This window comes from Streptomyces sp. NPDC057287 (assembly GCF_042667905.1).
GTDB lineage: Bacteria > Actinomycetota > Actinomycetes > Streptomycetales > Streptomycetaceae > Streptomyces.
Genome location: NZ_JBHUYV010000014.1, coordinates 27384 through 46520 on the forward strand (window position 1 = coordinate 27384; position 19137 = coordinate 46520).

General features: G+C 71.8%; 23 protein-coding genes. 9 read left to right on the top strand and 14 right to left on the bottom strand.

Annotated elements, in window-relative coordinates; translation table 11 throughout:
• Positions 1–122: 122 nt before the first annotated feature.
• On the bottom strand, positions 123–407 hold the full coding sequence (locus ACFUNE_RS25320; RefSeq protein ID WP_383572381.1) for a GlsB/YeaQ/YmgE family stress response membrane protein: 285 nt from the start codon (positions 405–407) through the stop codon (positions 123–125).
• Positions 408–617: 210 nt separating this feature from the next.
• On the opposite strand from ACFUNE_RS25320, the gene ACFUNE_RS25325 reads away from it, so the two are divergent.
• Positions 618–1004 carry a DUF3099 domain-containing protein gene (locus ACFUNE_RS25325; RefSeq protein WP_383572384.1) on the top strand — a complete coding sequence of 129 codons (387 nt, stop codon included), beginning with the start codon at positions 618–620 and terminating at the stop codon, positions 1002–1004.
• 220 nt (positions 1005–1224) lie between these two features.
• The gene (locus ACFUNE_RS25330) at positions 1225–1473 is read left to right on the top strand and encodes a hypothetical protein (RefSeq protein ID WP_383572387.1); all 249 of its coding nucleotides are present in this window, start codon (positions 1225–1227) and stop codon (positions 1471–1473) included.
• On the opposite strand, the gene moaA is transcribed toward ACFUNE_RS25330, so the two are convergent.
• The 3 genes from moaA to ACFUNE_RS25345 form a co-directional block, all read right to left on the bottom strand.
• Entirely contained in the window at positions 1456–2445 is a 990-nt protein-coding gene (gene moaA, locus ACFUNE_RS25335; protein WP_383572390.1) for a GTP 3',8-cyclase MoaA, read from the bottom strand. The two genes, ACFUNE_RS25330 and moaA, sit on opposite strands and share 18 nt — an antisense overlap.
• A 150-nt stretch (positions 2446–2595) precedes the next feature.
• Positions 2596–4239, bottom strand: coding sequence for a cation acetate symporter (locus tag ACFUNE_RS25340; protein ID WP_383572393.1), 1644 nt, complete (start codon positions 4237–4239; stop codon positions 2596–2598).
• Positions 4236–4601, bottom strand: a complete 366-nt coding sequence (locus ACFUNE_RS25345; protein ID WP_383572396.1) for a DUF485 domain-containing protein — start codon at positions 4599–4601, stop codon at positions 4236–4238. The genes ACFUNE_RS25340 and ACFUNE_RS25345 overlap by 4 nt, the downstream gene beginning before the upstream one ends.
• Before the next feature lie 309 nt (positions 4602–4910).
• On the opposite strand from ACFUNE_RS25345, the gene ACFUNE_RS25350 reads away from it, so the two are divergent.
• On the top strand, positions 4911–6443 hold the full coding sequence (locus ACFUNE_RS25350; protein WP_383572399.1) for a S8 family serine peptidase: 1533 nt from the start codon (positions 4911–4913) through the stop codon (positions 6441–6443).
• 51 nt (positions 6444–6494) lie between these two features.
• Here ACFUNE_RS25350 and ACFUNE_RS25355 read toward each other — a convergent pair whose 3' ends face one another.
• The 4 genes from ACFUNE_RS25355 to ACFUNE_RS25370 form a co-directional block, all read right to left on the bottom strand.
• Entirely contained in the window at positions 6495–7538 is a 1044-nt protein-coding gene (locus ACFUNE_RS25355) for a zinc-dependent alcohol dehydrogenase family protein (RefSeq protein WP_383572402.1), read from the bottom strand.
• A 21-nt stretch (positions 7539–7559) separates the two neighbouring features.
• Positions 7560–8240: a lysoplasmalogenase gene (locus ACFUNE_RS25360; protein ID WP_383572405.1), complete on the bottom strand. Its 681-nt coding sequence runs from the start codon at positions 8238–8240 to the stop codon at positions 7560–7562.
• The gene (locus ACFUNE_RS25365; RefSeq protein WP_383572408.1) at positions 8237–9145 is read right to left on the bottom strand and encodes a sterol desaturase family protein; all 909 of its coding nucleotides are present in this window, start codon (positions 9143–9145) and stop codon (positions 8237–8239) included. The genes ACFUNE_RS25360 and ACFUNE_RS25365 overlap by 4 nt, the downstream gene beginning before the upstream one ends.
• 221 nt (positions 9146–9366) lie before the next feature.
• The gene (locus ACFUNE_RS25370; RefSeq protein ID WP_383572411.1) at positions 9367–10086 is read right to left on the bottom strand and encodes a VIT family protein; all 720 of its coding nucleotides are present in this window, start codon (positions 10084–10086) and stop codon (positions 9367–9369) included.
• Positions 10087–10239: 153 nt separating this feature from the next.
• Here ACFUNE_RS25370 and ACFUNE_RS25375 point away from each other — a divergent pair, with 153 nt between their 5' ends.
• The 5 genes from ACFUNE_RS25375 (at position 10240) to ACFUNE_RS25395 (ending at position 15033) form a co-directional block, all read left to right on the top strand.
• Complete coding sequence (locus tag ACFUNE_RS25375) at positions 10240–11247, top strand: DEDDh family exonuclease (protein ID WP_383572414.1); 1008 nt, start codon at positions 10240–10242, stop codon at positions 11245–11247.
• Positions 11248–11310: 63 nt separating this feature from the next.
• Positions 11311–11544, top strand: a complete 234-nt coding sequence (locus ACFUNE_RS25380; protein ID WP_073747930.1) for a hypothetical protein — start codon at positions 11311–11313, stop codon at positions 11542–11544.
• Between the two features lie 68 nt (positions 11545–11612).
• Entirely contained in the window at positions 11613–12407 is a 795-nt protein-coding gene (locus ACFUNE_RS25385; protein ID WP_383572417.1) for an SURF1 family protein, read from the top strand.
• Positions 12408–12479: 72 nt separating this feature from the next.
• Complete coding sequence (locus ACFUNE_RS25390; RefSeq protein ID WP_383572420.1) at positions 12480–14273, top strand: glycoside hydrolase family 15 protein; 1794 nt, start codon at positions 12480–12482, stop codon at positions 14271–14273.
• A 4-nt stretch (positions 14274–14277) separates the two neighbouring features.
• Positions 14278–15033 (top strand): SDR family oxidoreductase, encoded by a 756-nt coding sequence (locus ACFUNE_RS25395; RefSeq protein WP_383572423.1) that lies wholly within the window; start codon positions 14278–14280, stop codon positions 15031–15033.
• Positions 15034–15104: 71 nt separating this feature from the next.
• Here ACFUNE_RS25395 and amaP read toward each other — a convergent pair whose 3' ends face one another.
• From amaP to ACFUNE_RS25420, 5 genes are read right to left on the bottom strand one after another with little or no spacing between them, the layout of a single operon-like run.
• Entirely contained in the window at positions 15105–15683 is a 579-nt protein-coding gene (amaP, locus tag ACFUNE_RS25400; RefSeq protein WP_383572426.1) for an alkaline shock response membrane anchor protein AmaP, read from the bottom strand.
• A gap of 4 nt (positions 15684–15687) precedes the next feature.
• Positions 15688–16374 (bottom strand): DUF6286 domain-containing protein, encoded by a 687-nt coding sequence (locus ACFUNE_RS25405; RefSeq protein ID WP_383572429.1) that lies wholly within the window; start codon positions 16372–16374, stop codon positions 15688–15690.
• Entirely contained in the window at positions 16371–16724 is a 354-nt protein-coding gene (locus tag ACFUNE_RS25410) for a hypothetical protein (RefSeq protein WP_383572432.1), read from the bottom strand. The genes ACFUNE_RS25405 and ACFUNE_RS25410 overlap by 4 nt, the downstream gene beginning before the upstream one ends.
• Positions 16721–16912 (bottom strand): hypothetical protein, encoded by a 192-nt coding sequence (locus ACFUNE_RS25415; protein WP_103513710.1) that lies wholly within the window; start codon positions 16910–16912, stop codon positions 16721–16723. The genes ACFUNE_RS25410 and ACFUNE_RS25415 overlap by 4 nt, the downstream gene beginning before the upstream one ends.
• A gap of 30 nt (positions 16913–16942) precedes the next feature.
• Positions 16943–17434, bottom strand: coding sequence for an Asp23/Gls24 family envelope stress response protein (locus tag ACFUNE_RS25420; RefSeq protein WP_383572435.1), 492 nt, complete (start codon positions 17432–17434; stop codon positions 16943–16945).
• Between the two features lie 94 nt (positions 17435–17528).
• On the opposite strand from ACFUNE_RS25420, the gene ACFUNE_RS25425 reads away from it, so the two are divergent.
• Complete coding sequence (locus ACFUNE_RS25425; protein ID WP_383572438.1) at positions 17529–18224, top strand: hypothetical protein; 696 nt, start codon at positions 17529–17531, stop codon at positions 18222–18224.
• Positions 18225–18271: 47 nt separating this feature from the next.
• Here the strand turns inward: ACFUNE_RS25425 and ACFUNE_RS25430 are convergent, their stop codons facing one another.
• Complete coding sequence (locus ACFUNE_RS25430; protein ID WP_383572441.1) at positions 18272–19063, bottom strand: enoyl-CoA hydratase/isomerase family protein; 792 nt, start codon at positions 19061–19063, stop codon at positions 18272–18274.
• Between the last annotated feature and the right edge of the window lie 74 nt (positions 19064–19137).

Genomic DNA, 19137 nt, shown 5'->3' on the forward strand with positions numbered 1-19137 from the left:
CCCGCCCCCGCCCAAACCCCCCCGCGCCGGCCGGGCCCCCCCGCGCCGCCGCCCCCCCCCCCCCCGGGGGGCGCGGCGCCCCCCCCCCCCGGGCCCCCCCCCCCACCGCTGTGTCACCCGGGTCAGGTTCTCTGCTGCTTGTTCTTGTTGCCCCTGATGGACTGCCAGAGCATGTCGCCGACCCCGACGACGGCCACGGCGCCGATCAGCTGCAGCACATGGCGGGTCCAGTCGATGCCGTCGGTGTCCCTGACGCCGATCCAGCCCGCGACGGCGTTGCCCAGGATGCTGCCGAGGATGCCGAACACCGCCGTCAGCCAGAGCGGGATGTTCTGCTTGCCGGGGAGGATCGCCCGGGCGATCACACCCAGCACCAGACCCACGATGATTGCCCACAACCAGCTCATAACGCCTCCTCGTGCGGCGCGGTGTGCGCACGTTCGGCCAGTCTCGGCCCGGGGGACGTACGCCGCATGCCGGACAGGGCCGTACGTGGGACGGCGCCCGGACCCGTACGGACCGGGACGCGCCCCGGTCTCGAACGCGGCGGGTGCCGGGCGTACCGTGGGAGCGGCGGTCCGGGAAGTCCGGCACGGAGATCTGGTGGTGGAATCACGATGCGGAAGCAGAGCGGCACGGAGGTCTTCCGGATCACGGGTGCCCGGCAGGGACTGGCCGACGACGTCCGTGGCAGGCAACGGCGCTACATCATCTCGATGTCCGTGCGCACCGTCTCCGTGGTGCTGGCCGCGACCCTGTGGAACGTCGAGAGGCATGTGGCCGCGGTGGCGCTCGCGCTGGGGATCCTGCTCCCCTATGTCGCGGTGGTCATCGCCAACGCCGGCCGTGAGAACGCCTCTTCGCTCCCGACGACGTTCGTGCCCGCGCCGATGCGGCCTGCGCTCGACGCGGCCCCCGCGGCCGGTTCCGCGGGTCCCCCGCCGGAGCCTGCGACGGACCCCGGACCGGGCGGCCGCACCGGGGATCCGCGCACCGCGGACTGAGCGGCGGGGGCTCCGGAAGCTCAAGGGGGGCTCAAATCAATGACGCTGTTCCGGTGCACCGGACCCCGGCCCACGTGCCATACTTCGTACGCGCTCCGCATCCCCCGTCGGAGCGACGGACCGACGCCGGGCAGCTCCCCCCGTGGCTGCCCGGCGTCGCCCTTTCTCCGGCGGGGATGCGTCGAAGAGGCCCGGGCCGAGTGCCCTTAGGGTTGAAGCCGTGAACTTCCCCGATACCTCCGCCGAGAGTGCCGCCGGTGCGCCGGCCTGTTCCGCCAAGGGCTGCCGCGCCGATGCCGTGTGGGTCCTCGCCTGGAACAACCCGAAGCTGCACACCCCGGAACGCCGGAAGACCTGGCTGGCCTGCGACGAGCACCGGGAGCACCTCTCCTCGTTCCTCGGCGTGCGCGGCTTCCTCAAGGACGTCGTGACGCTGGCGGAGTGGGAGTCCTCAGCCGCCGATCGCTGACATCGGCCGGTCGGGCTGAAGGAAGGCGGGGTCGTCGAGACCGGAGCCGGCCTTCTTGCCCCACATCGCCAGCTTCCAGATCCTGGCGATCTCCTCGTCGGGCGCGTCGGAGCGGAGAGCTCCGCGCAGGTCCGTCTCCTCACGGGCGAAGAGGCAGGTGCGGACCTGCCCGTCCGCGGTGAGCCGGGTCCGGTCGCACGCCCGGCAGAAGGGCCTGGTCACGGAGGCGATGACGCCGACCCGGTGCGGTCCGCCGTCCACGGTCCACCGCTCGGCGGGAGCTGATCCGCGCTCCTCGTCCCCTTCGGCGGTGAGGGCGAAGCGGGTGCGCAGCGAGGCCAGGATGTCACCTGCCGTGATCATGCCGTCGCGCTTCCAGCCGTGCTGGGCGTCGAGCGGCATCTGCTCGATGAAGCGGAGCTCGTAGGCGTTCTCCACGGCCCAGGCGAGCAGCTCGGGGGCCTCGTCGTCGTTGAGACCGGGCATGAGGACGGAGTTGACCTTGACCGGGGTGAGTCCGGCCTCGCGGGCGGCCTGGAGTCCTTCCAGGACGTCCTTGTGCCGGTCGCGGCGGGTGAGCGTCTTGAAGACGTCGGGCCGCAGGGTGTCCAGGGAGACGTTGACCCGGTCGAGGCCTGCCGCCTTCAGGGCGGCGGCGGTGCGCTTGAGGCCGATGCCGTTGGTCGTGAGCGACATCCTGGGGCGGGGCTCCAGGGCCGCGCACTGCTCGACGATGGAGACGAGACCGGGGCGGAGCAGCGGCTCACCACCCGTGAAGCGGACCTCCGTGACACCGAGACCGGTGACGGCGATGCGGACGAGCCGGACGATCTCGTCGTCACTGAGCAGGTCGGTCTTGGAGAGCCACTGCAGGCCCTCCTCCGGCATGCAGTAGGTGCAGCGGAGATTGCACTTGTCCGTCAGTGACACTCGCAGGTCGGTGGCGACCCGGCCGTAGGTGTCGATGAGCACTGTGGGCCCCCTCCCCCGGTGATGTCCGCGGTTGCGGTCTGTCATCTCCGAGACTACGCGAGACCTGTGACAACGAGGGGGCTCGGTTGGCACGAGGTACGACGGGGCCCCGTCGTAGGTCTCTACGACGGGGCCCGTGCGGCGGCCGTGTCAGTGGGCGCCGGTGCCGGTGAGGGACTTGACCTCGAGCTCGGCGTACTTGCCGCGGTCCGGCTCCTCCTTGGAGAGGACGGAACCGACCCAGCCGAGCAGGAAGCCCAGCGGGATGGAGATGAGACCGGGGTTCTCCAGCGGGAACCAGGCGAAGTCCACGTCCGGGAACATCGAGGTGGCCTTCCCGGAGACGACCGGGGAGAACAGCACCAGGAGCACGGACGAGGCGAGGCCTCCGTAGATGGACCAGAGGGCGCCCTGTGTGGTGAAGCGCTTCCAGAACAGGCTGTAGAGGATGGTCGGCAGGTTGGCCGACGCCGCGACGGCGAAGGCCAGCGCCACGAGTCCGGCGACGTTGAGGTCGCGGGCCATCGCGCCGAGGCCGATCGAGACGACGCCGATCGCGACGGTGGCCCAGCGGGCCGCGCGCATCTCCTCCTTCTCGGTGGCCTGGCCCCTGCGGATGACGTTGGCGTAGATGTCGTGCGCGAAGGAGGACGAGGAGGCGAGGGTGAGACCGGCGACCACGGCGAGGATCGTGGCGAAGGCGACGGCGGAGATGACGGCGAGCATGACGGCGCCGCCGGTGGTGCCGAGCCCGCCCAGGTACTCGGCGAGCTGAGGCGCGGCGGCGTTGCCCGCCGGGTTCTTCGCCTTGATCTCCTCGGGCCCGATGAGGGCCGCGGCGCCGAAGCCGAGGGCGATCGTCATCAGGTAGAAGGCGCCGATGATGCCGATGGCCCAGTTGACCGACTTACGGGCGGCCTTGGCGGTGGGCACGGTGTAGAAGCGGATCAGGATGTGCGGCAGTCCCGCGGTCCCGAGGACGAGCGCGATGCCGAGCGAGATGAAGTCCAGCTTCGACACGTCGGTGGCGCCGTACTTGAGACCGGGCTCCAGGAACGCGGCGCCGTGGCCGCTCTTCTCCGCGGCGGTGCCGAGCAGGTCGGACACGTTGAAGTCGAACTTCCACAGCACCATCAAGGTCATCAGCAGGGCGCCCGCGATGAGCAGCACGGCCTTGACCATCTGCACCCAGGTGGTGCCCTTCATGCCGCCGATGGTGACGTAGACGATCATCAGCACGCCGACCAGGGCCACGATGAGGATCTTGCCCGCGTCGCTGGTGATGCCGAGCAGCAGCGAGACGAGGACGCCCGCGCCCGCCATCTGGGCCAGCAGGTAGAAGATCGACACGACGATGGTGGAGACACCTGCGGCGGTGCGTACCGGCCTCTGCCGCATCCGGTAGGCGAGGACGTCGCCCATGGTGTAGCGGCCTGAGTTGCGCAGCGGCTCGGCGACGAGCAGCAGGGCGACGAGCCAGGCGACGAGGAAGCCGATGGAGTAGAGGAAGCCGTCGTAGCCGAAGAGCGCGATGGCACCGGCGATGCCGAGGAAGGACGCGGCCGACATGTAGTCGCCGGAGACGGCGAGGCCGTTCTGGAAGGCGGTGAACTGCCGCCCGCCCGCGTAGAAGTCCGAGGCGCTCCTCGTCTGCCGGCCGGCCCAGACGGTGATGCCCAGGGTCGCCGCGACGAAGACCGCGAACAGGGTGATGATCAGCGGTCGGTGCTCGCTCGTCGACGACGCCTCCGCGGCGATGCGGGTCACGGCGTGCGATGCGTACGCGGCGCTCATGCGTCGCCCTCCAGACGGGACTTGATGGCCGCCGCCTGCGGGTCGAGCTTCTTCGCGGCGTGACGCGAGTAGAACCAGGCGATGAGGAACGTGGTGGCGAACTGGGCGAGGCCGAACACGAAGGCAACGTTGAAGTTCGCAAAGAGGATCTTGCTCATGAAGCCGTCGGCATAGCTGGAGAGCAGCACGTACAGCAGGTACCAGGCGATGAAGCCGACGGTCAGCGGAAAGGCGAAGGACCGGTGGGAGCGGCGCAGTTCGGCGAACTCCGCACTGTTCTGCGCCTCGAGGAACGCCTCGGTCGTGGGCTGGACGGGGCTGCCGTCCGCAGGGCTCTGGGGCGGCGGTGCTTCGGTGGTCACGGATTCTCCTCGCGACGCGGGTGCGGTGGTGGGAACGGTGGATTTCACGGGGAGTCCTCTGCGTCATCGGGTGGCGGGGCTGGCGCACGACTCCCTGTGCAACGGCACGGAGAGCGCGGCGAAGCGGTTCACCGCAGGTTCGGTCTTCTCCTGACGGCTCCCGCGGACGCGACTCCCGGAGGTCACACCTCGAACTCACTTGCCCGTATTCATTGATGCTCCGGGAAGATCAGCGATAACTTCACTGGTCATGTACCGGACCGGACACACCTGTGTCCGGTCCACCGGCACGGATGATGTGGAGAACCCATGGCTCATCTGGCATCCAGACGGACTCGCGTACTCACGCTGCCCGTCGGACTCGCGCTCACGGCCTCGCTCGGCTTCCTCCCGACGGGTGCCGCGTCCGCGGCACCCGCGGACGGGCCGACGGCGGCGGTCACCGCGGACGGCCCCGAGCTGTCGTACGTCGTGAACACGCGGGCGAATCACGGCACCGTCAAGCAGGTGCGGAAGGCGATATCCGCAGCCGGCGGAACCGTCGTGACGTCGTACGACAGGATAGGCGTCATCGTCGTCCACTCGCAGAACCCGGACTTCGGCGCGACGATCCGCAAGGCCAGGGGCGTCCAGTCGGCGGGCGCCACACGCACCAGCCCCATCGCTCCCGCGGCGACGAAGGACATCGGGGTCGAGCAGCCCCTCACCGCCGCACAGGCGCGGGCGGCCTCGGCGGACGCGGTGGCGGGCCAGGACCCGCTGGAGCCCCTGCAGTGGGACCTGCCGGCCATCAAGGCGGACAAGGCGCACAAGAAGTCGCTCGGCAGCAGCAAGGTCACGGTCGCCGTCATCGACACGGGTGTGGACGACACGCACCCCGACCTGGCCCCGAACTTCGACCGCAAGGCCTCGGTCAACTGCGTGTCCGGCGCCCCCGACACCACCGCCGGCGCCTGGCGGCCCGCGGCCGGCGAGAGCGACCACGGCACGCACGTCGCGGGCACCATAGCCGCGGCGAAGAACGGCACCGGCGTCACCGGCGTCGCGCCCGGCGTGAAGGTCTCCGGCATCAAGGTGTCCACGCCGGCCGGCTTCTTCTACACCGAGGCCGTCGTCTGTGGCTTCGTCTGGGCCGCCGAGCACGGCGTCGATGTGACGAACAGCAGCTACTACACCGACCCGTGGCTGTTCAACTGCAAGAACGACCCGGACCAGGGCGCCCTGGTCGAGGCGGTCACCCGTGCCACCCGCTACGCGGAGGGCAAGGGCGTCGTGAACGTCGCCGCGGCCGGCAACTCCGACCACGACCTCGCGCTCGACGCCATCGAGGACTCGACGAGCCCCAACGACACGACGACGGTCACGCGCACGGTCGACCCGAGCGCCTGCCCCGACATCCCGACCATGCTGCCGGGTGTCGTGACGGTCTCCGCGACCGGAGCGAAGAACCTCAAGTCCTCCTACTCGAACTACGGCCTCGGCGTCATCGACGTGGCCGCCCCCGGCGGTGACTCGACCCGGTACCAGACACCCGACGCACCGGCCGACAACGGTCTGATCCTGTCCACGCTGCCCGGCGGTGGATTCGGCTACAAGGCCGGCACGTCGATGGCGTCCCCGCACGTCGCGGGTGTCGCGGCCCTGATCAAGTCGACCCACCCGTACGCCTCGGCGGGCCTGGTGAAGGCCCTGCTGACGCACCAGGCCGACGCCACCGCGTGCGGCGCGCCGTACGACATCGACAAGGACGGCACCGTCGACGCGGTCTGCGAGGGCGGCGCGCGGTACAACGGCTTCTACGGAGCCGGTGTCGTGGACGCGCTGGACGCGGTCCGCAGGTAAGGCATGAGGGAGGGGCCGGGGACACCTGTCCCCGGCCCCTCCCGCGTGTCCCTACGGCTTGACGAGGACCTTGAGCGCCGTGCGCTCGTCCATCGCCTTGTAGCCGCCCGGCACCCCGTCCAGCCCGACCGTGAGGTCGAAGACGGGAGACGGGTCGATCGTGCCGTCCAGCACGTCGGGGAGCAGCTCCGGGATGTACGTGCGCACGGGGGCGACGCCGCCCCGCAGGGCGATGTTCCGGTCGAACATCACGCCGAGGTCGAGACCGGTGCCGCTGCCGTGCGGGACCCCGACGTATCCGACGGAGCCGCCGTCGCGGACGATGCCGATGGCCGTGCGCATCGACTCCTCGGTGCCGACCGCCTCGATCACACCGTGGGTGCCTTCGCCGCGCGTCAGCTCCCGTACGGCCGCGAGCGCCGCCTCGCCGCGCTCGGCCACGACGTCGGTGGCGCCGAAGGCACGGGCGATGTCGGTACGGGCCCGGTGGCGGCCCAGCGCGATGATCCTTTCGGCGCCGAGCCGCTTGGCCGCCATGACGCCGCAGAGGCCGACCGCGCCGTCCCCGACGACCGCGACGGTGCTGCCGGGCCTCACGCCCGCGCCGAGCGCGGCGTGGTGGCCGGTGCCCAGGACGTCGGAGAGCGCCAGGAGCGCGGTGAGCAGCCGGTCGTCGGACGCGGCGGCCGACGGCAGCCTGACCAGTGTGCCGTCGGCGAACGGCACGCGCGCGGCTTCGCCCTGACCGCCGTCGGAACCGACCGATCCCCAGAATCCGCCCTGGGGGCAGGAGGTGGTGAGCCCTTCGGCGCAGTAGGCGCAGGTGCCGTCGGACCAGACGAAGGGGGCGACGACGAGGTCGCCCGCGGCGAAGCCGTTGACCCCCGGGCCCGTCTCCTCCACGACACCGAGGAACTCGTGGCCGATGCGCTGACCGGGCTGCCGGGCGGACTCGCCCCGGTAGGCCCACAGGTCACTGCCGCAGATGCAGGCCCGCAGGACCCGCACGACCGCGTCCGTGGGCTGCTGGACCGAGGCGTCGGGCACCTCCTCGACGCGGATGTCGTGGGGGGCGTGGATGACTGTGGCGCGCATGCGTGGGAGTCCTCGATCGTCTCAGATTCTGATACTCCCCTCACGGTACGCCCCGGGGGCGGCGCCGGTGGAATCGCCGGGCATGCCGAGCGCCCCCCGGGTGAGCAGGTACTGGGCCGCGATGTAGGTCAGCATGATCCAGAAGTTGTGGGCGGGCAGCTGGGGCCAGTCCGCGATTCCGGTGGCGATGAGCGCGTCGGAGAACAGGAAGAGGGCGCCGCCCAGGGCCGCGTACCGGCCGAGGACCCCTGCCCGCCACGCCATGGCCGTGAGCAGCAGGCTGTACCCGGTCAGGGGGACGCGCAGACCGCCCGGCAGCCCCGGCCACAGCAGCACGACGAAGACCACGAGCACGACGGCGTACACCAGGCCGGTGACCGGTCGCACGGGGGCACGGCCGAAGAGCAGCAGGTAGCAGACGTGGCCCGCGGCGAAGAAGCCCATCCCGACGAGGAAGGCGGGCTCCGCGTCGGGCATCAGCAGCACGTCTCCCGCCCAGCCGCACAGCAGTGCCCCGACGAGCAGCCGGGGGCCGCCCCGGGCGACAACGTGGGCGGCGAGCAGGAGCATGAGCAGCGGCTTGGTCGCCACGTGCACGGCGTCGACTCCGGCGAGGAGCCCCGCCAGATGGACGGCCGATACGGACAGGAAGGCGACGAGCGTCGGGCGCGCGAGCCGGGGCACACCGGCGCGGGGCGTCATCCGGTGCGCTCGGTGACGGCGTGCGGCTGCACGGGGGCGGGAGCGGCGACGGGCACTGCGGTCCCCGCGGAGCGCGACGGCTGCCAGCCCGGACCGCGGAAGACCCGGCCGGCGCGCTCGCTCCAGGTGGTGGCGGACCGCACGTCGCGGGCGATGGCGGCGTACTCGTGGGTGGCGACGCGGAACGGGTTGTGGGTCGCGATGTTCTTGGTGAGCCCGAATACGGGGCGCTCCGTCTCCGCGGCGAAGGAGCCGAAGAGCCGGTCCCAGACGATGAGGATCCCGCCGAAGTTCCGGTCGAGGTATCCGCCCTGCGAGGCGTGGTGGACCCGGTGGTGGGAGGGGGTGTTGAGCACGTACTCGAAGGGCCGGGGCAGCTTGTCGATCCGTTCCGTGTGCACGCCGAACTGGTAGACGAGGTTCGCCGAGGAGCAGAAGGCGAGCGCGGCCGGGTGGACGCCGAGAGCGATGAGCGGGAGGTAGAACGGCCAGGAGGTGAGTGACGTCCAGGGCTGGCGCAGCGCCGTGGTGAGGTTGAACTTCCTGCTGGAGTGGTGGACCACGTGGCAGGCCCAGAGGATCCGGATGACGTGGTGGCCCCGGTGGGACCAGTAGTAGAAGAAGTCCTGGGCGAGCAGCATCAGCAGGACGGTCCACCACAGGACCGGGACGCGCAGGGGGGTCAGTTCGTACAGGGCGGCGTAGATCGCCACGACGGGTATCTTCCACAGCAGGTCGAAGACCAGGCTGCCCAGCCCCATGGTGACGCTGGTGGCGGCGTCCCTGGCGTCGTACCCGGCAGCCTCGTCGTCCGGGTGCAGGCGGTACGACACCATCTCGAGGACGGTGAGCAGGACGAAGGCCGGGATCGACCACAGCACGACATCGGGCAGGTTCGGCTCCATGCGAGCACCGTAGAGCCGCCCCGGGTGCCGGGCATAGATGTTGTTACCGACAAGTATGCGAGACGTGGCGTCATCACCGTTTGGCGGGTTCCGCCAACTGCCCCGACACAGGATTTCCGGCACGCGCGCCATCGAGGGGGAGGAACGGCGGCTTCAGGTAGGGAAGTTGTCCCGATGCTGCCGCGCCACCACGCCCCGGCGGGAGCGGCCACGCCCCGCTTTCACACCCCCGCCGCCCCCAGCAGCACCCCCGCCCCGTACGTCACCGCCATGGCCACCGCTCCCCCGGCCATGTTCCGCAGCACCGCGCGCACCGCCGGCGCGTCGCCCAGCCGGGCGCTCCACCATCCGGTGAGGGCCAGCGCCGCGAGCACGGACAGCACGGTGACGGGGAGCCGGACCGAGGTCGGCGGCAGCACGATCGCCAGGAGCGGCAGCAGCGCCCCCACCGTGAAGGCCAGGAAGCTCGCCCCCGCCGCGTGCCACGGGTTGGTCAGCTCGTCCGGGTCGATGCCCAGTTCGACCTCCGCGTGGGCGCGCAGCGCGTCGCGCCGGGTGAGCTGGACGGCTGCCTCCCGGGCGAGCTCGTTGCTCAGTCCCTTCTCCTCCAGCAGTCCGGTCAGCTCGGCGAGCTCGGCCTCCGGGGTCTCCCGGAGTTCCCGCTTCTCCGTCTCCAGAGCGGCCCTCTCCGAGTCGCGCTGGGTCGACACGGACACGTATTCGCCGGCCGCCATCGACATGGACCCCGCGAGCAGACCCGCCAGGCCGGCCGTCAGCAGCGTGGAGCGGTCTCCTGTGGCCCCGGCGACCCCGACGACGATGCCGGCGGTGGAGACCACCCCGTCGTTGGCGCCGAGCACCGCGGCCCGGAGCCAGTTGAGCCGGGTGCCGAGCCCGCCCCCGTGGGGTTCGTCGTGTGTCTGCTCCTGTGTGTCCGTCACCCCGGGAGCGTCTCACCGGGTCGGCTCCGGACACACCCCGACCCGCGTCCCCGGCCCTCGTTCGCGCCGCCGCGGCCAACTGCGCGGCGGCGTGTCCGGGTTCACGCCCGAAGGTCCCGGATAGGCCGCTGTCGGTCCCGGCCCGTATTCTCTGTGACCATGCTCGACGACCGTCAGACCGCAGCGCCGTGGCCGGCCGCGTATCCCCAGGGGTACGCGGTCGTCGACGTGGAGACCACCGGACTCGCCCGCGACGACCGGATAGTGTCCGCTGCCGTCTACCGCCTGGACGCGAGAGGCGACGTCGAGGACCACTGGTACACGCTGGTGAACCCGGAGAGGGATCCCGGCCCCGTCTGGATCCACGGGCTGACCAGCGAGGTCCTGGAGGGCGCCCCGCTCTTCCCGGAGGTCGCCGCGCAGCTGTCCGAGCGGCTGGCCGGACGGGTGCTGGTCGCCCACAACGCGGCGTTCGACTGGTCGATGATCGCCCGGGAGTACGCGCGCGCGGCGGTCACCGCGCCCGTCGAGCAGCGGCTGTGCACCATCGCGCTCTCCAAGGAGCTGCGGCTCCCCCTGCCCAACCACAAGCTGGAGTCGCTGGCCGCGCACTTCGGCGTGGTCCAGCAGCGTGCGCACCACGCGCTGGACGACGCCCGGGTGCTGGCCGAGGCGTTCCGTCCGAGTCTCCACGCGGCGGCCCGGGACGGCGTGCGGCTGCCGCTGCTGGAGTGCCGCCCGCTGACGGAGTGGTACGACTCCCCTGTCGTCCCGCGCGCCGGGTACCGCCCCTCGCAGGGGCAGGGCAGCTGGCGTCCCTCACGCAAGCGCCCCGCGTGCCCGTATCCGAACCCCGGGCGCTACGAGTCGGACAAACCGCTCATGCAGGGCATGCGCGTGGCGTTCTCCGGGGACACCTCCGTCGACCGGGAGCTCCTGGAGGACCGCGCCGTCGAGGCGGGGCTGCACGTGGCGACGAGCGTGTCGCGGCTGACGAGCCTGCTCGTCACCAACGACCCGGACTCGGCGACGTCCAAGACGGTGAAGGCCAAGTCGTTCGGCACCCCGGTCCTGGAGGAGAGCGCCTTCACCCATCTGCTGAGGGATGTGGCACCGGCCAGGACGGCCACCGTCCCGAAGCCGTCACCGTCATCGGAGTGAACCGGCGGCGACTCGCCCCGCACCGGCTCGCCCGCCGCCGCCCGGCGTCCCACCCTGTGGCGCATGGCACGTTGTGAGGTTTGCGGAAACGACTACGGGATGTCCTTCGAGGTGCACGCGCAGGGCGCGGTGCATGTCTTCGACTGCTTCTCCTGCGCCATCCACCGCATGGCGCCCATCTGTGAGCACTGCCGGGTCCAGGTCATCGGGCAGGGCGTCGAGGTCGACGGCCACTGGTACTGCGGCGGCCACTGCGCCCGCGCCGAGGGGAGGGCGGGCATCGTGGACAAAGTGTGACGGGTCGTCCCGTCCGCACGGGGGACCCTCCGTGCCGCACCCCATGACCCCGGTTGTACGGTCATGGGGTGTACCGCTTCCTGTTGACCCGGCAGTGGGTGATTCTCGCCCTCCTCGTCCTCGCCATGATTCCCACGATGGTCGAGCTGGGTTTCTGGCAGCTGCACCGGCATGAACACCGGGTCGAGCAGAACGCGCTGATCACCCGGAACCTCGAGGCCGACCCGGCCCCGGTGGCCCGCCTCACCTCCCCCGGGCACACGGTGCCCCGCTCCGACTACTGGCGCGCCGTGACGGCCACCGGGACGTTCGACACCACGCACGAGGTGGTCGTACGGCGCCGCACCTCCCAGGACGAGCGCATCGGTGTCCTGGTCCTGACCCCGCTGGACCTCAAGGGCGGCGGCACCGTCCTGGTCAACCGGGGCTGGGTCCCGGCCGCCGACGACCAGCAGGCCTTCCCGAAGGTCCCCGCACCTCCGCGCGGCGAGGTCACCGTCAAGGGCCGGCTCAAGGCGGACGAGACGACGAGCGCCAGCGGCATCAAGGATCTGCAAGGCCTGCCGGACCGCCAGGTGATGCTGATCAACAGCGCGCAGCAGGCCCACCTGCTCGGCCGTCCGGTGCTGGGCGGGTACGTCGAACTCACCGCCCCCGAACCCGCCGGCGGCAGCCCGGAGACGATCGCCGCCCCCGACGACAGCTCCATCGGCCCCCACATGGCCTACGCCGTCCAGTGGTGGCTCTTCGCCGCCGGAGTCCCCGTGGGCTGGGTCATCCTCGTGCGCCGCGAGAAGCGCGATCGCGAACAGGCCGCCGAGGACGCCGCGACGGCGGCGCAGCCGGAGCCCGCAACCGTCTGAGAGCACCGGTCCGGTGCTGTTCACACCGGTTTCGCTGCTTAGCGGGGCGCAGGTTCGGGAAGACGCCAGAGCGTGACCCCACGTATCGAGGACTACGCCCTCATCGGCGATCTCCAGACGGCCGCCCTGGTGGGCAGGAACGGTTCTGTCGACTGGCTCTGCCTGCCCCGCTTCGACTCGGGTGCCTGCTTCGCGGCCCTGCTCGGCGACGAGGACAACGGCCACTGGCGCATCGCCCCCCAAGGCACGGACAGCACCGACACCTGCACCCGGCGCGCGTACGTGGAGGACTCCCTGGTCCTGGAGACGTTCTGGGAGACCAGGACCGGGACCGTCAAGGTCATCGACTTCATGCCGCAGCGCGACAAGGCACCCGACGTCATGCGGATCGTCGAGGGGGTCAGCGGCAGCGTCGACATGAGCTCCGTCCTGCGGCTGCGGTTCGACTTCGGCTCCGTGGTCCCGTGGATGCGCCGCTCGCACGGTCACCGGGTGGCCGTCGCGGGCCCCGACTCCGTCTGGCTGCGCAGCGAGCCGGAGGTCAAGACGTGGGGCCAGCAGATGAGCACGTGCTCCTCCTTCACGGTCTCCGAGGGCGAGAGCGTGGCGTTCGTCCTCACCTGGCACCCCTCGCACTCCCCCCGCCCGAAGCTGGTCGACCCCCACAAGTCGCTGAAACACACGCTCTCCGACTGGGCGAAGTGGTCGGCGAAGTGCACCTACCACGGCAGGCACCGGGAGGCGGTGCTCCGCTCCCTGATCACCTTGAAGGCGCTCACCTACGCCCCCACCGGCGGGATCGTGGCGGCGCTCACGACGTCGCTGCCGGAGGAGATCGGTGGCGTACGGAACTGGGACTACCGCTTCTGCTGGCTCCGGGACTCCACCCTCACCCTGGCCGCCATGGTCTCGGCCGGCTACGTGGAGGAGGCCGCGGCCTGGCGGGACTGGCTGCTACGCGCCGTGGCGGGTGATCCCGCCGACCTCCAGATCATGTACGGGCTCGCCGGGGAGCGCAGACTCCCCGAGACGGAGCTGACGTGGCTGAGCGGCTACGAGAACTCGGTTCCGGTCCGTACGGGCAACGCCGCGGTGCGTCAGCTGCAGCTCGACGTGTACGGCGAGGTGATCGACTCGCTCAGGCTGGCCCGCGACGCCGGCCTCGACGACAAGCCGCACGCCTGGAATCTGCAGCTCAGTCTGCTCGGCTTCCTGGAGTCCACCTGGAGCGAGCCCGACGAGGGCCTGTGGGAGGTCCGCGGCCCGCGCCGCCACTTCGTGCACTCCAAGGTGATGGCCTGGGTAGCGGCCGACCGCGCCGTACGCACCCTGGAGGAGAACCCCGGCCTGCCGGGCGACGCCGACCGGTGGCGGGCGATGCGGGACGCCGTGCACGCCGAGGTCTGCGACAAGGGCTACGACCCCGTGCGCAACACCTTCACCCAGTACTACGGCTCCCAGGAGCTGGACGCCGCGACGCTGCTCATCGTGCGTACCGGCTTCCTGCCGCCCGACGACCCCCGGGTGACCGGGACGGTCGACGCGGTGCGGCGCGAGCTCGCCCACGACGGGCTGATCCGCCGCTACAGCACGGCGGGCGGATCGGTGGACGGTCTGCCGGGTGACGAGGGGGCGTTCCTCGCCTGCTCGTTCTGGCTGGTCGACGCCTTGCTGCGGACCGGCCGCAGGGACGAGGCCGAGACCCTCTTCGAACGGCTGCTGGACCTGCGCAACGACGTGGGGCTGCTGGCCGAGGAGTACGACTCGGCCGCCGGGCGCCAGCTCGGGAACTACCCGCAGGCGTTCAGCCACGTCGGCCTGGTGAACAGCGCGGTCGACCTCGCCGGTGAGGACTTGGCAGGATAGGGCCATGGATCTTGGACTGAAGGACCGTGTCTACATCGTCACCGGCGCCACCCGCGGGCTGGGCAACGCCACCGCGCACGCACTCGCCGCCGACGGGGCGAAGGTGATCATCTCCGGCCGTGACGAGAAGAGCGCCGCCGAGGCCGCCGCCGAGCTGGGCCCGGACGCGGTCGGGCTCGCCGCGGACAACGCGGACCCGCTGGCCGCCCGCCACCTGGTGGACGCGGCGAAGGAACGCTTCGGCAGGCTGGACGGCATTCTCATCAGCGTCGGCGGGCCCGCCCCGGGCTTCCTGGCCGACAACACGGACGACCAGTGGCAGTCGGCGTTCGAGTCGGTGTTCCTGGGCGCCGTGCGTCTGGCCCGTACGGCGGCCGAGGCGCTCGGCGAGGGCGGTGCCATCGGCTTCGTCCTGTCCGGTTCGGTGCACGAGCCGATCGCCGGCCTGACGATCTCCAACGGACTGCGCCCCGGCCTCGCCGGCTTCGCGAAGTCCCTCGCCGACGAGCTGGGCCCGCGCGGCATCCGGGTCGTCGGTGTGCTGCCGTCCCGCATCGACACGGACCGGGTGCGCGAGCTCGACGCCCTGTCCGGCGACGCGGAGGCCTCCCGTACGGCCAACGAGGCCCGCATCCCGCTGCGCCGCTACGGCACCCCGGAGGAGTTCGGGAAGACCGCGGCCTTCCTGCTCTCCCCCGCCGCCTCCTACCTGACCGGCATCATGGTCCCGGTCGACGGCGGCGCCCGGCACGGCTTCTGACGGCCACGCCGGAAGACGGCCGCCCCGGAAGACGGCCACGCCAGGAGGCGGACCGTCAAGGAGGCGGACCGTCAGACCACTCGCTCCACGCGGTGCTTGACCGCCTTCAGACGGACCTCGGCAGGCAGCTCGTCCAGCCCTGCCGAGGTCCTCGCGTGGGTCAGCGCTCCCTCGGAGAGGCCGCGCAGCGCCAGCCCCGGGGACACGTGCGGCTCCATCAGCAGCCGGACCCTGGCCCTCGGGGCCGTGCGACGGCCGGTCAGCGCGGCCTTCGCCTCGGAGACCCCGTCGAGAGCGCGCGCCTCGGCGCCCAGCACACCCTCCAGAGCCCTGCCTCGCAGCAGCGCGCCCTCGCCGTCGCCGCTGTCGACCAGCACCTCGGAGAGGCGGCCGCGGCGCAGCTGGGCGAGGAGCCACCAGAGCGCGAGGACCACGAGGACGGCGAGGACCGCGATGACGGTGGGCCACCACCAGCCCTCGTCCCTCCACCTGGTCCGGTCGGCCTTGCTGAGCAGCACGTCGTCCCTGCCGTCGAAAGGCCACCACGAGGGCACGGACAGACCGAGCCCGGTCGCGAGGACGGCACCTCCGACGACGACGAGGATCAGCCCTGCCAGGCCGAGCAGGACCCTGTTGACGGTTCTGATCACGGGGTCACCCCTTCTTCGCCGGCCGGCGCACGTGTACGGAGAGGCCCGGCGGCTTCGCCAGGTCCAGTTCGCCGACGGCGGACCCGAGGGCGGTGTCCAGGTCGGCCCGGACGTCGTCGAGTTCACGGAAGTGCGAGACGGCCCGCACCTTCGCCTTGCGGCGGCTCATCTTCACCCGGACGGACTGCACTCCGGCCACCTCGACGGCACGGTCGCGCAGGACGAGGGCGGCGGCGGTCCGGTCGAGTCCCGCCCGTACACCGGCGTGCCGGCGCTTCATGGGGAGCAGGGCGCGCAGTCCGGGGGTCAGGGCCAGCAGGAGCAGCCAGAGGCCGAGTGCGGCCGCCAGGGCGGATCCCGCCAGGACCCACACGTCGTCGAGGTGACGGCTCGCCAGGTCGTCGGCGACCGAGCGCCGCCACTGCATGGCCGGGTGGTCCGCCCGCACCGCCGCGACGTCGTACAGCAGGAGTCCTGAGCCGCCCAGGACGATCAGGGCGACCAGGGCCGCCGGGATCCTGCGCCCGGACCAGAAGCGGCCGGCCCTGCCGCCCGGCTGTGCCGACACGGGGGCGGGCTCGTAGGACGAGCCCGACGCGGACTGGTCCATCTCAAGCACGCCGCCGGCCGGCGCCTGCTCGACCGTGGGCAGCCGCTGCGTGTTGTTGTCCGGCTCCTGGGGCTCGCTCATCGGATGCTCCCCTCCGGTGCGGTGCCCGCTTCCGGCCGGTGCAGCCGTTCGACCTGCACCGCCACTTCGGGCACCTCCATCCCCGCCAGTGCTCTTACCCGCTCGGCCACTCGACGACGCACCGCCCCGCACTGCCGTCCGATGTCGCAGGGGTAGGCCAGGTCGAGGCTGACCCGCACGCGCGCCGTGTCGCGGTGCACGGTGACGGTGGCGCGCGGTGCGTCGGCGCCCTCGGGCCGCTCGTCGACGGCCTCCTTCGCCGCCTGGGCGGCGATCTTCGCGACGACCCGGTCGGCGATCCGGGTCTGCCCGCGCTCGGCGGCGTCGACCCGGCCTGTCACCCCCGTCACCGTCGCCGGTCGCCGCGCTCGCGACTCCGGAAGAAGTCGCCGGGTTCCAGGTCGCCGTCGAGGAAGCGACCGGCGACGAAGCCGACCGCGCCCAGCGCCGCCACCAGAAGGAAGGCCCCGAAGCCGCCGAAGTATCCGGCGAACCCGAGCGCCATGCCGGCCACCATGCCGACCACAGCCATGCTCATCGTGTGCTCCTCAACTGCCGGGCGGGGGGCCTACTGGACGCGTGACTCGGACTCGTCCTCGTCGTCGTCCTCGTCGGGCAGTTTGACGTCGCTCACGGCGATGTTGACCTCGACGACTTCCAGGCCGGTCATCCGCTCGACCGCCGCGATGACGTTCTCCCGCACGTCGCGGGCCACCTCGCTGATCGCCACGCCGTAGTCGACGACGATCTCCAGATCGAGGGCCGCCTGCGATTCGCCGACCTCCGCCTTGACCCCGCGCGACACGGACTTGCTGCCGCCGGGAACGCGGTCGCGTACCGCGCCGAACGTCCGGGAGATGCCACTGCCCATCGCGTGGACACCGACGACGTCCCGTGCCGCCATTCCAGCGATCTTCTCGACCACACCGTCGGCGATGGTGGTGCGTCCCCGGGTCGCCGGGGCTCCCCCGCCGCGCTTGCTGAACTGGCTCTGCCTGCCGTCTTCACCGGATGCACTGCCGGGGCTGTCGGGCCGGTTGCGCTGTGGGCTCTCGGTCATCGCCGCTGTTCCCTTCGGGGCGGGGTTGGACTTCCGTGGCCCACATTAAGTGCGCTTGCCCGGTCTCGCGCCGTGGATGGGGCAGGGTGGAGCAATGACAACGGCTGACAGCCCTCACCGGGCCCACGGATGGACCGCTGCGGTACGCCAACGGCTCGGCCTGGGGCGGCTGCTCCCTCTGGGCGGCCCCGCCGACGGTTCCTGGATCGCGGAACGAGCGGCGGCCGCGGTGCTGCGGGACGCCGCGGCCGGTTCCGGGGCCGTCCTGGGGGCGCTCAGGATCGCCCCGGCCGTCGAGGAGCACGCCCCCGAGCCGGCGGTGCCCGGCCCACCGAGCGCACTGCCGCCCGGCCCGCTGCGGATCGAGGCCGGCTTCGCCGCGACTCCGCGGCAGCCCCTGCACGCCACCGCGGACGCGCTGCGCGCGGCGCTGCTGACGGCGGCGGCACAGCGGCTCGGCCTGGTGGTCGACGAGGTGGACCTGCGGGTGACGGAGCTGCTGGAGGAGGAGCCCCGGACGGCCCCGGAGCCGTCCGTCGACGTGCCTGCGGCGGAGCCCGACGGCACCGCGGGGGCGGCCGCGGCCGGGGTCCCCGGCGTCGTGTCGCTGACCCGTGTCCTGGGCAGCGCGGTGCAGCACGCGCAGGGCCACGTCCGGGTGGAACTCGCGACGGACCGGGACCACCGTGCGCTGGACGTGGCGCGCGCGGTGCGCGGGGCGGTCGCGGGTGCCGTGGAGGGCCGTCCGACGGTCGCCGTGCTGGTCACCGCCGTGGTGGGCCGGGACTGACACGGTCCCCTCACCGTCCGGCGAGGGGACCGTGGGTGACGGGGGGCTCAGTCGGCGAGGCCGGCGAGGTCGCGCAGCCGGCGGCCCTGGGCGGCCCGCTCGGCGGTGCGCTGCTCCTCGTACGTACGCGAGTGGGCACCGCTCAGCAGCGCCTTCGTCTCGACGACCGCGTCGCGCGGGGCGGCGAGCAGGGCGGCGGCCAGGTCGTGGCCCGCCGCGTCGAGCTGGTCCACGGGGACCACGAGGTTGGCGAGACCGGTGCGCTCCGCCTCCTCCGCGTGCACGAAGCGGCCGGTGGCGCAGATCTCGAGCGCGCGGGCATACCCCACAAGGTTCACCAGGGGGTGAGTGCCCGTGAGGTCGGGGACGAGACCGAGGCTCGTCTCGCGCATGGCGAACTGCACGTCCTCGGCGACGATCCGCAGATCGCAGGCGAGGGCGAGCTGGAAGCCGGCACCGATCGCGTGCCCCTGGACGGCCGCGATCGACACGATGTCGTTGCGGCGCCACCAGGTGAACGCCTCCTGGTACTCGGCGATGGTCGCGTCGAGGTCGGCCTCGGAACCGCGCGCCATGTCGATGAAGGACGGCTCGCCGTCGAATCCCTCGGGTGCGAATGCCTGCCGGTCGAGGCCCGCGGAGAAGGACTTGCCCTCGCCACGGAGCACGACGACCCGCACACTGCCGGGGAGCGCCCGTCCGGCCTCTGCCAACGCCCGCCACAGAGCGGGAGACTGAGCGTTGCGCTTGGCCGGATTGGTGAGCGTCACCGTGGCAACCGCGTCATCGACGGTGAGCCGTACGCCGTCCTTGTCGAACACAGAGTCGAGCGAGGTCATGGAGCGCCTCCGGATCGGGTGCAGTCAGCACTTACTGGCAAGTAACTGAACAGTAACCACCCGGACGACCTGAT